This is a genomic window from Lentzea sp. NBC_00516 (genome assembly GCF_036346835.1).
GTDB classification, from domain to species: Bacteria; Actinomycetota; Actinomycetes; order Mycobacteriales; family Pseudonocardiaceae; genus Lentzea; species Lentzea sokolovensis.
This window is the reverse complement of the sequence record NZ_CP107840.1, coordinates 2,974,526-2,986,658: the sequence shown is the minus strand read 5'-3', so window position 1 is coordinate 2,986,658 and position 12,133 is coordinate 2,974,526. Positions and strand designations below refer to the sequence as shown.

9 protein-coding genes are annotated in these 12,133 nt (G+C 69.5%); 7 read left to right on the top strand and 2 right to left on the bottom strand.

Translation table 11 applies throughout. From position 1 onward, the window contains the following. Positions 1-3 precede the first annotated feature (3 nt). The 4 genes from OG205_RS13395 to purU are packed head-to-tail and all read left to right on the top strand — an operon-like array spanning position 4 to position 4,529. Positions 4-285 (top strand): sarcosine oxidase subunit delta, encoded by a 282-nt coding sequence (locus OG205_RS13395; RefSeq protein ID WP_319979606.1) that lies wholly within the window; start codon positions 4-6, stop codon positions 283-285. Beyond that, positions 282-3,119, top strand: coding sequence for a 2Fe-2S iron-sulfur cluster-binding protein (locus OG205_RS13390; protein WP_330276553.1), 2,838 nt, complete (start codon positions 282-284; stop codon positions 3,117-3,119). The genes OG205_RS13395 and OG205_RS13390 overlap by 4 nt, the downstream gene beginning before the upstream one ends. Then, on the top strand, positions 3,109-3,687 hold the full coding sequence (locus OG205_RS13385; protein WP_330276552.1) for a sarcosine oxidase subunit gamma: 579 nt from the start codon (positions 3,109-3,111) through the stop codon (positions 3,685-3,687). The genes OG205_RS13390 and OG205_RS13385 overlap by 11 nt, the downstream gene beginning before the upstream one ends. Next, the gene (gene purU / locus OG205_RS13380) at positions 3,687-4,529 is read left to right on the top strand and encodes a formyltetrahydrofolate deformylase (protein ID WP_330276551.1); all 843 of its coding nucleotides are present in this window, start codon (positions 3,687-3,689) and stop codon (positions 4,527-4,529) included. Before OG205_RS13385 ends, purU begins: the two co-directional genes overlap by 1 nt. Here the strand turns inward: purU and OG205_RS13375 are convergent. After that, the gene (locus OG205_RS13375; protein ID WP_330278158.1) at positions 4,526-5,068 is read right to left on the bottom strand and encodes a class I SAM-dependent DNA methyltransferase; all 543 of its coding nucleotides are present in this window, start codon (positions 5,066-5,068) and stop codon (positions 4,526-4,528) included. The genes purU and OG205_RS13375 overlap by 4 nt on opposite strands. A gap of 152 nt (positions 5,069-5,220) precedes the next feature. On the opposite strand from OG205_RS13375, the gene OG205_RS13370 reads away from it, so the two are divergent. Together OG205_RS13370 and OG205_RS13365 are read left to right on the top strand one after the other, a co-directional pair. Then, entirely contained in the window at positions 5,221-6,516 is a 1,296-nt protein-coding gene (locus OG205_RS13370; protein ID WP_330276550.1) for an MFS transporter, read from the top strand. 78 nt (positions 6,517-6,594) lie between these two features. Further along, positions 6,595-8,643, top strand: coding sequence for a fibronectin type III domain-containing protein (locus OG205_RS13365; RefSeq protein ID WP_330276549.1), 2,049 nt, complete (start codon positions 6,595-6,597; stop codon positions 8,641-8,643). Between the two features lie 28 nt (positions 8,644-8,671). Here OG205_RS13365 and OG205_RS13360 read toward each other — a convergent pair whose 3' ends face one another. Further along, entirely contained in the window at positions 8,672-9,541 is an 870-nt protein-coding gene (locus OG205_RS13360) for an XRE family transcriptional regulator (protein ID WP_330276548.1), read from the bottom strand. A gap of 196 nt (positions 9,542-9,737) precedes the next feature. Between OG205_RS13360 and OG205_RS13355 the strand changes: the two genes are divergently transcribed. Next, positions 9,738-12,017: a M28 family peptidase gene (locus OG205_RS13355; RefSeq protein WP_330276547.1), complete on the top strand. Its 2,280-nt coding sequence runs from the start codon at positions 9,738-9,740 to the stop codon at positions 12,015-12,017. The last annotated feature ends 116 nt before the right edge of the window (positions 12,018-12,133 follow it).

The window sequence follows — 12,133 nt, the reverse complement described above, 5'->3', positions numbered from 1 at the left end:
ACGATGCAACTCATCCCGTGTCCGTGGTGCGGGCCGCGCGAGGAAGCGGAGTTCCACTACGGCGGCCAGGCCCACGTCGCGTACCCCGAGGACCCGTCGGCGCTGACCGACGAGGAATGGGCCCAGTACGTGTTCTTCCGGGAGAACCCGAGCGGCCCGTTCGCCGAGCGCTGGAGCCACCACGCCGGATGCCGGCGGTGGTTCAACGCCGTCCGCGACACCCGCACCCACGACCTGCTGGCCGTCTACCGCGTGGGCGAGCCCATGCCCGAGGTGATCGCATGACGTTCCGCACGCCCACCGGTGGCGCGATCGACCGGGACACCCTGCTGCACTTCACCTTCAACGGCCAGTCCTACACCGGGCACCCCGGTGACACCCTCGCGTCGGCCCTGCTCGCGAACGGCGTGCACGAGGTCGGCAGCAGCGTGAAGCTCGGCCGGCCGCGTGGCATCGTGGCGGCGGGCTCCGAGGACCCGACGTCGCTGGTCCAGATCGAGGCGCCGTTCTCCGAGCCGATGCTGCTCGCGACGACCGTGGAGCTCTACGACGGTCTCGTGGCGAGAGGGCTGGCGGGCCAGGGACGGCTTGCCTCGGAACCGGACCCGTCACGCTACGACGCCAAGCACGAGCACTGCGACGTGCTGGTCGTGGGTGCCGGGCCCGCTGGCCTGATGGCGGCTCTGACCGCCGCTCGCAGCGGTGCGCGGGTGGTGCTGGTGGACGAGCAGAACCAGGCCGGCGGCGCGTTGCTGGGCGTGGAGGAGTACCTGGACGACAGGCCGTCCGCCGAGTGGGCCGCGGACATCGTCGCCGAGTTGAAGAGCACGCCGGGGGTGCTGGTGCTGGAGCGCACCACGGCGTTCGGCATGTACCAGGACGGGTTCGTGCTCGCCCTGCAGAAGCGCACCGACCATCTCGGGTTCGCGGCGCCGGAAGGCGTTGCCCGGCAACGGGTCTGGCGGATCAGGACGCGGCAGACCGTGCTCGCGACCGGTGCTCACGAACGTCCGGTGGTGTTCTCGGGCAACGACCGGCCAGGGATCATGCTGGCCTCGTCCGCGCGTACGTTCCTGCACCGCTACGGAGTGCTGCCCGGCTCGCGGGCCGTCGTGTTCACCACCAACGACAGCGCGTACTGCGCGGCGATCGACCTCGCGGAGTCCGGTGTGGACATCGCGCTGATCGTCGACGCTCGCCCAGAGGCTCCTGCCCGGCTCGCGACCGAGTGCGCGGCGCGGGGCATCGAGGTTCGTGCCGGGCATGTTGTGGTGGGGACCGAGGGCGACGGCCGGGTGACCGCGGCGCGGATCGGCCCGCTGGCCCCCGCTTCACCGGACGTCACCGTCCCGTGCGACACCGTCCTCGTCTCGGGCGGCTGGAACCCCGTCGTCAGCCTGTTCAGCCAGGCCCGCGGGAAGCTGCGCTACGACGGAGAACTCGGCGCTTTCGTGCCGGGCGAGGAGCTCTCCACCGTCCGGGTGGCGGGGTCCGCGACCGGTGAGCTGGACCTGAACGAGTGTGCGCGGCAGGGACGGGACGCCGGTGCGGAGGCCGCTGCCGCCGCCGGGTTCGCGCCGGGCGGTCAGGTACCGCTGCCCGTGTCGGACTCGCGGTGCACGGCACGCTCCGGCCTGGTGCTGTGGCGGGTGCCGGGCGACGACGACGCGAGCTTCGTCGACCTGCAAAGGGATTCGACGGTCTCCGACGTGCTGCGGGCGACCGGGGCGGGCCTGCGGTCGTTGGAGCACGTCAAGCGCTACACGACCATCGGCACCGCGCACGACCAGGGCAAGACCTCCGGCATGATCGCGGCGGGCATCGTCGCCGAGGCGCTCGGCGTCGAGCTGGAAGACCAGCGGCCCACGACGTTCCGCCCGCCCTACACCTCGATCTCCTTCGCCGCGCTGGCCGGCCGTGACCGCGGCGACCTGCACGACCCGGTGCGCGTCACGGCGATCCATCCGTGGCACGTGGCGCACGGGGCGCTGTTCGAGGACGTCGGGCAGTGGAAGCGGCCCTGGTACTACCCGAAGCCGGGCGAGGACCTGCACACGGCCGTGCTGCGCGAATGCCGTGCCACGCGGGAGAGCGTCGGCATGATGGACGGCTCGACGCTCGGCAAGATCGACGTGCAGGGCGCTGACGCCGGCAAGTTCCTGGACATGCTCTACACCAACATGATGAGCACGCTGAAGGTCGGCAAGATCCGCTACGGCGTGATGTGCGGCGTCGACGGCATGGTGATCGACGACGGCACGGTGATCCGCGTCGGCGAGGAGCGGTACCTCATCACCACGACCACCGGCAACGCCGCGAAGATCCTCGACTGGATGGAGGAGTGGCTGCAGACGGAGTGGCCGCACCTCGACGTGCACTGCACCTCGGTCACCGAGCACTGGGCCACGATCCCGTTGGTGGGCCCGCGATCCCGGGACGTCCTCGCCGCCGTCGCCCCCACGCTGGACGTGTCGAACGAGGCGTTCGAGTTCATGGCCTGGCACGACACCGTCGTCGCGGGAGTTCCGGCGCGGGTGTGCCGGATCAGCTTCTCCGGCGAGCTGGCCTACGAGATCAACGTGACCGCCTGGCACGGCATCGCCGTCTGGGAGGCGCTGATGGAGGCGGGGGAGCAGTACGGGATCACGCCGTACGGCACCGAGACCATGCACGTGCTCCGCGCCGAGAAGGGCTACCCGATCATCGGCCAGGAGACCGACGCGACGGTCACACCGCAGGACCTGGGCATGTCGTGGGCGGTGTCGAAGAAGAAGCCCGACTTCATCGGCAAGCGCTCGTTCGCCCGCGCCGAGAACAACCGCTCGGACCGCAAGCAGCTGGTGGGGCTCCTGCCCGTCGACCCTTCGGTGCTGCTGCCGGAGGGGTCGCAGATCGTGGAGACCGATCGGCTGCCCGAGCCGCCGGTGCGGATGCTCGGCCACGTCACGTCCAGCTACCCGAGTGCCGCGCTGGGCCGGACGTTCGCGCTGGCGCTGGTGCGCTCGGGCCACGAACGCATCGGCGAGACCCTGTTCGTGCCCGTCGAGGACGCGCTCGTGCCGGTCACCGTCACCGAATCCGTGCTGTACGACAAGGAAGGAGCCCGTCGTGACGGCTAGCCCTCTCTCCGCCTGGACCGATCGGCTGGCGGCGCTCGCCCCCGTGCTGAACGCCGCGGAGCTGCCGTTCCGGTCGCAGCTCACGGTTCGCGTGTCGGATTCCGGTGCCATCGCGGCGATGGGTTCGGCGCTGGGCGTCCAGTTCCCTTCTGCCGCTTGTACCTTCATCTCGGGCTCCGGACGGTTCGGGGACGTCGAGGTGCTGTGGCTGGGCCCTGACGAGTTCCTCGTCGTGGCCGCCCCCGACCTGCAGATCACGATCGAGGAGGTGTTGCGTGGCGCGCTCGGGACTGTCAGAGGGTCCGTTGTGGACACTTCGGCTCAGCGCACGACCGTGGTCCTTCAAGGGCCGCGGGTCCGGAACGTGCTGGCTCACGGATGTTCCGTGGACCTGCACCCGGCTTCGGCTCCCGGCGGCACTTGCGTGCAGACGCTGCTCGCGAGGACGGGAATCATCCTGCAGGTGAACGGCGACGACCGGTACACGGTCCTGGTGCGGTCGTCGTTCGCCGAGTACTTCGCGGCGTGGCTCGGCGACGCGTGCTCCGAGTACCTGGCGGTGGCGTGATGCCCCAGTTCACCCTGACCCTGCACTGCCCGGAACGCGCGGGCATCGTGCACGCCGTGACGTCGTTCCTGGTCGACCACGGCTGCGACATCGTGCAGCACCAGCAGTTCGACGACGACGTGCGCGGGAAGTTGTTCCTGCGCACCGCGTTCTCCTGCGACGGCGTCGAGGCCGACGACCTCGCCGGTGAGTTCGCGAAGGTCGCGACCCAGTTCGAGATGGACTTCGACCTGTGGGACGACCGGCCGCCACGCGTGCTCGTGATGGTGTCGAAGGCCGGTCACTGCCTCAACGACCTGCTCTTCCGCTGGCGTGCGGGCGGTCTCGGCGGTGAGATCGCCGCCATCGTCTCGAACCACGAGGACCTGCGCCCGATGGCGGAGGCGGCTGGGCTCGACTTCGTGCACGTGCCCAACACCGCCGACACCAAGCACTTCGCCGAACAACGCCTGGTCGAACTCGTCGACGAGTACCAGGCCGATCTGGTGGTGCTGGCGCGGTACATGCAGGTGCTGTCCAACGACCTGTGCGCCAAGCTGGCCGGCCGCGTGATCAACATCCACCACTCGTTCCTGCCGGGTTTCAAGGGCGCCAAGCCCTACCACCAGGCCTACGACCGCGGCGTGAAGTACGTGGGCGCGACGGCCCACTACGTCACCCCCGACCTCGACGAGGGCCCGATCATCGAACAGGAGGTGCTGCGCGTGGACCATTCCTTCGACCCACGCGCGCTCACCGCCGCCGGCCGCGACGCCGAGGCCCTCGCCCTGTCGCGTGCCGTCCGCTGGCACTGCGAGCACCGGGTTCTGCTCAACGGCAACGGAACCGTCGTCTTCCGCTAGTTCTTGCGCACGAGCAGTTGGGCCTGCAGGAACCGTTCGCTCTCGATCGGTTCCCGCACCAGCCGTCCGACCTCGCTGAAACCCGCCTGCTTCAGCAGATCCACCAGAGCCGACGGAGACCAGCGGTAGGCGAGCGTCACCTTGTGGTCGAACTCCTGCGGCTGCGGATCGTCGCCCGCGAAGAACCCGAGCATCAGGTGGCCGCCGGGCTTGAGCACGCGGCAGAACTCGCCGAACACGGCCGGCAGTTCACGCGGCGGCATGTGGATGACCGAGTAGAACGCCAGAATGCCGCCGAGAGCCCCGTCCTCGAGGTCCAGTGCGGCCATCGAGCCTTCCTCGAACCTCAGGTCCGGATGGGCCTCGCGGGCGATGGCGATCATCGCGGGGGAGAGGTCGAGCCCGAAGACGTCCAGCCCGAGCGAGCGCAGGTGCGCGGTCAGGTGGCCGGGACCGCACCCGAGGTCGGCGACCGGTCCGTCGGTGAGTTCGGCGAACGCGGCCAGCATCGCGCGTTCGAGCGGCCTGGTGTCGAGCATGTCGCTGAAGAGATCGGCGTAGAGGGACGCCACTTCGTCGTACGGGGTCACGGCGAAAACCCTACCGTGAATTGTTGTGAGTGATTTGCTGTTGCCAGAGATCGGCTATTGCACCGTCGACGCAAACCTGTTCTCGTGCATATAGTGCGGCCGTGATTTCCGTTCTGCGCGATCCGACGTACCGGAATCTGTTCGGCGCTCAGGTCGTCGCGCTGACCGGAACGGGCTTGGCCACTGTCGCGCTCGGTCTGCTGGCCTACGACCTCGCCGGTGCGGAGGCAAGCGCGGTGCTCGGCACCGCGCTGGCGATCAAGATGATCGCCTACGTGACGGTGGCGCCGATCGCCACGGCGTTGCTCGGGGCGCTGCCTCGCCGTGCTGTCCTGATCGCGCTCGACCTCGTGCGGGTCGCGGTCGCCGCCATGCTGCCGTGGGTCAGCGAGGTGTGGCAGGTCTACGTGCTGATCTTCCTGCTGCAGGCCGGATCCGCCGCGTTCACGCCGTTGTTCCAGGCGACCATTCCGGACGTCCTGCCCGACGAGCGCGACTACACCCGCACGATCACGTTGTCCCGTACGGCCTACGACCTGGAAAGCCTGCTCAGCCCGGCTCTCGCCGCCGCGGCGCTGGCGGTCGTCAGCTTCCACCAGCTCTTCCTCGGCACTGCGCTCGGCTTCGCGGCTTCCGCCCTGCTCGTCACGTCGGTGGTGCTTCCGCGCCCGAAACCGCTGCCGCGCAAGGGAGGCTGGTACGACAACACCACCCGCGGCATCCGCATCTACCTCGCCACACCGCGGTTGCGCGGCCTTCTCGCCGTGCATCTCGCCGCGGCGGCCGCGGGCTCGATGGTGTTCGTGAACACCGTGGCGCACGTGCGGGACGGGCTCGGCCGCGACGCGTCCGACGTCGCCATCGCCTTGGCCGCCAACGGACTGGGATCACTGACAGCGGCACTGTTGTTGCCCCGGCTGCTCGACCGATTCACGGATCGCGCTGTGGTGCTGCGTGCGGCAATCACGCTCGTGGCCGTGTTGTTCGCGGGCACGGTGTTCGCCGGCCACTGGCCGACATTGCTGGTGCTGTGGGCGTTGATCGGCGCCGGATGTTCGCTCGCCCTCACGCCGGGGGCGCGTCTGCTGCGCCGGTCCGCCGATCCGCTCGACCGGCCCGCGTTGTTCGCCGCGGACTTCGCGCTGTCCCACGCCTGCTGGCTGCTCTGCTACCCGCTCGCCGGTTGGCTGGCCACGACCGCGAACATCACCACCGCGTTCGTCGTGCTCGGCGCGATCACCGCCGTGGGCGCGGTGGGCGCATTGCGGCTCTGGCCGACGTACGACCCGGAAGTCGTCGAGCACGAGCACCGCGACCCGACCGGCAGTGTGTGGACGCATTCGCACGAGTTCCGCATCAACTCCGACCACGCGCGGTGGCCTGAATTGAAGAGGTAGAACCGAAAAGTTAAATTCGCAGGTCGCAGGTATTCCGGAATACCGTTTCGGCACCCTGCCTGCGAAGGAGTTCCACTCATGCGATTGCGCAGCAAATTCGTCGCTGCCGCGTGCGGATCGGTCCTGACGATCAGCGCGCTCAGTGCCGTACCGGGCGCGTCCGCCGCCCAGCCGGATCCGGCTGGGCGGCAGAACGAGGCCCACCAGCGGTTCCAGGGCCTGTCGCAGGACCTGCGCGGCCAGCTCGCCGGGCACTGGTTCGACGCCTCGGCCGGCAAGCTCACCGTCGCCGTCCCGACCGAGAACGCCGCACGGCAAGCACGCGCCGAGGGTGCCAACGCCGTTGTGGTGCAACGCAGTGCCGCAGAGCTCGACCGGACGCTCGATGAGGTCAAGAAGCTGATCGGCGACGGCGTGCCCGGCGTCTACAGCTGGGGTGTCGACGTGCGCGACAACCAGGTCGACGTCACGGTCAACACGACGAAGAAGACCCAGGCCACCGAACGGTTCCTGGAGAAGGTGCGCGGGCTCGGCGGTATCAACGTCGTCGAGACCAAGTCCCAGCCACGGCAGCAGGCCGGCACCGTGCAGCCCGGCAGCCCGTGGTGGCCGGGTGCGGAGACGTACTGCTCGGTCGGGTTCGCCGCGACGGATGCCAACGGCGGCAAGCACTTTCTGACCGCCGGGCACTGCACGAACGACGCGAACCAGGCCGCGTACGGGCAGATCAGCCAGCAGAACCGCCTCGGTACCTCGAACGTCGGCGGCAGCCGCACCGTGAACGCCCGCGAAGGCGACATGGGCGTGGTCGCGGTGACTGAGGCCGGGTGGAACCTGTCCGCCGCCGTGAACACCTGGGGTTCGCCCGCGATCACCGTGACCGGGTCGGCCGAAGCGATGGTCGGCGACCGCGTCTGCCACTCCGGCAACACCTCGAAGTGGCAGTGCGGAGAGGTCAAGTACACGCACAAGTCCATCGACTACGGCGGTGGCCTGATCATCGAGGACCTCACCTGGACCACGGCCTGCTCGAAGGGCGGCGACTCGGGCGGCGCGTGGCTGCTCGGCGACAAGGCGGTCGGCCTGCACGAGGGCGGCCCCTCGCAGTGCGTGCAGAACCCGACCAACGACAACGACCTCTCGATCTTCCAGCCGGTCAACGAGGCTCTGCGCAAGTGGAACCTCACCCTGGTGACCGGTGGCGGCGACACGGCGGCCCCCAGCGCGCCCGGCAACCCGCGTGCCGTGAGCACCACCGCGTCCAGCGTGGCACTGGCCTGGGAGGCCTCCACGGACAACGTCGCGGTGACGGGTTACGACGTCTACAACGGCAGCACGCTCGCCACGGCCGTCACCGGCACCACGGCGACCGTCACGGGCCTGAAGGCGGACAACGACTACACGTTCACCATCAAGGCCAAGGACGCCGCCGGCAACGCGTCCGCCGCCAGCGCGTCCGTCACCGCCCGCACCAAACCGGGCAGCGCCGACGCGGAACCGCCGACCGCGCCGAACAACCTCCGCTCCACCGGCGTCACGGCGTCCAGCGTCGCACTGGCTTGGGAGGCCTCCACGGACAACGTCGGCGTCACGGGTTACGAGGTGCTCAACGGCAGCACGGTCGCCACCACGGTCACGGGCACCACCGCGACCGTGAGCGGACTGACCGCCGACACCGCGTACACGTTCACGGTCCGTGCGCTGGACGCCGCCGGCAACCAGTCGAAGCTGTCCACTTCGGTCAACGCGCGCACGTCGTCCGGCAACACCGGCGGGCGCACCTTCACGAACGACACGGACTACCAGATCCGTGACTTCCAGACGGCGATCAGCGCGGTGCGATCCACCGCCACCGGCTCCGCCACCAACCCGATCACGGTCAAGGTGGACGCCACCCACACCTGTCTGGAAGACCTGAACGTCACGCTCGTCGCGCCGAGCGGCCGCGCGTATCCGCTGATGCGCACGCCCGGAGGCAGCTACAGCTGCCATCCGTTCCCGGCGGGCAGGACGTTCACCGTGGTCCCCGGTGCAGGGGAGACCGCGAGCGGCACCTGGACGCTGCGCATCGGGGACAACGGCCCCGGTGACACGGGCGTCCTGAGCAGCTGGTCGCTCACGGTCTAGGAGAACGGTGGACCTGGTGAACGGTCGTTCACCAGGTCCACTCGAACCCGTAACAGCCCGGCCCGAACTTCAGCGCGACCCCCAGCACGGAACCGCCTTCGTCCAGCTGCACGCCGAACGACTGCCGCGCCCCGTCCGCGTCCTGCACCACCCGGCGGCAGGTGCGCGGAACCGCGTCGAACGTGACCTCCAGGACGTACTCGTGCACCGGCCGCCGGAACTTCCGGGAGTAGTTGGTGGCCAGCGGATACGGCGCCTGGTTCACCAGCTCGTGCTCGGTGATCACCGTCTGCCCCCGCCGCAACGGAGCCCGGAACAGCAACTCCGCCACCAGCAACCCGTCGGAGGGACGCGTGACGACCCTTCCGAGCCGGCAGTTGTGCAGCGGCCTGATCACCGGCAACGGCCTGTCGTGCTCGTCGAGGTGCAGGATCACCACCCACCGGTCCGGTCCGTCCTCCTCGGCCCGCAGCACCTGCCGCGACACGAACGACCGCTCACCCCGATCAGGCCCGACCGTGACGCGGTCGTGCTGACTGATCCGCGTCAGCCGCGAGTCCCAGCGCGTGTCGACCCCGCCGACCACGTCGTCGATCACCGCGGGCATCGGCCAGAACGCGCTGATGGAACTCTGCAGACGGCTCCCGCGCAACGCCGGGGCGAGCAGGGCGGACAACGCGCCGGCCTCGAGGTCCAGCACTTCTTCCAGGTGCGTGACGGCGGCGAGCGACGCACGGCGTTCCGGCCGGCTGCGCCCGGTCTGCCAGTAGCTCAGCGTCGCGAGGCTGACCGACACCCCGCGGCGGGCCAGGTGGTCGCGGATCCGTTCGAGTGACAGACCACGCGCCACGACGGCGTCCCGCAACGTGGACGCGAAGTCGGGCATCGCGAGCGACATCGATGTCTCCTTCCGGCCGGGGACCCGACGCTATCCCTCTGATGGCGCAACGGAAGCCGGGACTTAAAAGTGAAAACGGACATCGGCGGATCGCCGCACGTCAATCGTGACGACAACCATCCGAACGACCGGATGTCCGGGGCGACTTCGACAGCTACGGTCGCGTGACCCTGCATCCCTGCGAAGGAGCCCGACTGTGCGAAGAAGAAGATCTCTGCTCGCCACAGCACTGGTGTCTGTCACCGTGGCAGCGCTGGCCCTCCCTGCGGCCTCCGCGCCCGCCCTGGCAGCCGGGTGTTCCGGCACCAACGAAGCCGACGTGGCGATCGGCGACAACACGACGGTCGAGTCGTCGATCGCCATCAGCGACTGCGCGTCGGCCCCGTCGGCCACCGCCACGGTGCCGGTGAAGATCGTCCACACCTACATCGGTGACCTCCAGGTCAGCCTGGTCGCCCCGGACGGCTCCGCCTACGTCCTGCACAACCGCTCCGGCGGCTCCGCGGACAACATCGACCAGACCTACACCGTCGACCTGTCGGGCGAGACCTCGAACGGCACGTGGAAGCTGCGGGTCAACGACAACGCGAACAACGACACCGGCCGCGTCGACGCCTGGTCGCTGAACCTCGGCGGCTCGAACCCGGCGAACGACTTCTCCGTCGCCGTGTCCCCGGCGTCCGGTTCGGTGGCGGCGGGGTCCTCGGCCTCGACCACCGTCCAGACCCAGACCACGGCGGGCGAGGCGCAGACCGTCGCGCTGACCGCCACCGGACTGCCCTCCGGCGCCACCGCGTCGTTCAGCCCGGCGTCCGTCACGACGGGCTCGAACTCCACGCTGTCGATCAGCACCGCGGCGTCGATCTCGTCCGGCACCTACCCGATCACCGTCCGGGCCGCGGGCAGCACGACCAAGACCGCGACCTACACGCTGACCGTCACGGGCGGCACCGGTCCGCAGATCCCGGACATCGACATCAACGCGGTCAAGGCGCACCTCGCCCAGTTCGGCACGATCGCCTCGCAGAACGGCGGCAACCGGCGTTCCACCTCGGCCGGTTACCGCGCGTCGGTGACGTACGTGAAGGACAAGCTCACCGCGGCCGGCTACAGCGTGACCGAGCAGCCCTGCGCCTCCGGCTGCACCAGCGGCGCCGGTCCGAACGTGATCGCGGAGTGGCCCGGCGGCAACGCGAACAACGTCTACATGTTCGGCGCCCACCTCGACGGCGTGTCCGCGGGTCCCGGCATCAACGACAACGGTTCTGGCTCGGCCGCGTTGCTGGAGACGGCGCTCGTGCTCGCCCAGCGCAACCCGTCGATGCTGAACAAGGTCCGCTTCGGCTGGTGGACCGACGAGGAGCAGGGCCTCAACGGCTCGCGCTTCTACGTCTCGCAGCTGCCGACGGCCGAGCGCTCGAAGATCAAGACCTACCACAACTTCGACATGGTCGGGTCGACCAACGGCGGCTACTTCATCAACAACATCACCAGCACCCAGTCCACGCACATGAAGGCGTACTGGGACTCCCTGGGCCTGTCGCCGGAGGAGAACACCGAGGGCCGCAACCGTTCCGACGACGCGTCCTTCACCAACGCGGGCATCCCCGCGTCCGGCTACGCGATGGGCGCCAGCGCCCGCAAGACGGCGGCCCAGGCGACGAAGTGGGGCGGTACCTCGGGTGCCGCGTTCGACCCCTGCTACCACTCGTCCTGCGACACCACCGCGAACATCAGCGACACGCACCTCAACCGCGCGGTCGACGGCATCGCCTACACCCTGTGGAAGTCGGCCGTCGGCACCAGCACGCCGGGCGCCGACTTCTCCGTCTCGGTGTCGCCTGCCTCCGGTTCGGTGGCGGCGGGCTCGTCGGTCTCGGCCACGGTCGGCACCGCCACGGTGAGCGGTGACGCCCAGACCGTGCAGCTGACCGCGTCCGGACTTCCTTCCGGCGCAACGGCTTCGTTCAGCCCGGCCTCGGTGACCACCGGGTCGGGCTCGACGCTGACGATCAGCACCACGGCGTCGGTCGCCGCGGGCACCTACCCGGTGACGATCACCGCCGCCGGGTCTGCCTCCCGCACGGCCACCTACTCGCTGACCGTCACGGGCGGCGGTGGCGGCAGCTGCACCGGCACGAACCCCAACGACGTCGCCATCCCGGACGCGGGCGCCGCGGTCGACAGCGACGTCGTGATCTCCGGATGTTCCGCCATGCCGTCCGCCGGCTCCGTGGTGACGGTGCGGATCGTCCACCCGTACGTCGGTGACCTGACGGTGGCGTTGATCGCGCCGGACGGCACGTCCTACACGCTCCACAACCGCACCGGTGGTTCCGCCGACAACATCGACCGCACGTTCACGGCCAACGTGTCGAGCGAGACCGCCAACGGGACGTGGAAGCTCCGCGTCCGCGACCTGGCGGCGTCCGATGTCGGCACGATCGACACGTGGGGCATCAACCTGGCTCCGTAGGCGGGTTTTCCCGAGCAGTTCCGCGAGGGCCCTGGGCGACCAGGGCCCTCGCCCATTTCTCCGGTCATGCTCCTGTCGACGCGCGCAATCCGGCGGAGGTTGGCTGTCGTCGAGAC

What these genes read in the sequence shown, in the direction of transcription:
- OG205_RS13390 (WP_330276553.1), top strand. Translation starts at nt 282, where the DNA reads ATGACGTTCCGCACGCCCACCGGTGGCGCGATCGACCGGGACACCCTG.
- purU (WP_330276551.1), top strand. Translation starts at nt 3,687, where the DNA reads ATGCCCCAGTTCACCCTGACCCTGCACTGCCCGGAACGCGCGGGCATC.
- OG205_RS13375 (WP_330278158.1), bottom strand. Translation starts at nt 5,068, where the DNA reads ATGCTCGACACCAGGCCGCTCGAACGCGCGATGCTGGCCGCGTTCGCC.
- OG205_RS13360 (WP_330276548.1), bottom strand. Translation starts at nt 9,541, where the DNA reads ATGTCGCTCGCGATGCCCGACTTCGCGTCCACGTTGCGGGACGCCGTC.
- OG205_RS13395 (WP_319979606.1), top strand. Translation starts at nt 4, where the DNA reads ATGCAACTCATCCCGTGTCCGTGGTGCGGGCCGCGCGAGGAAGCGGAG.
- OG205_RS13365 (WP_330276549.1), top strand. Translation starts at nt 6,595, where the DNA reads ATGCGATTGCGCAGCAAATTCGTCGCTGCCGCGTGCGGATCGGTCCTG.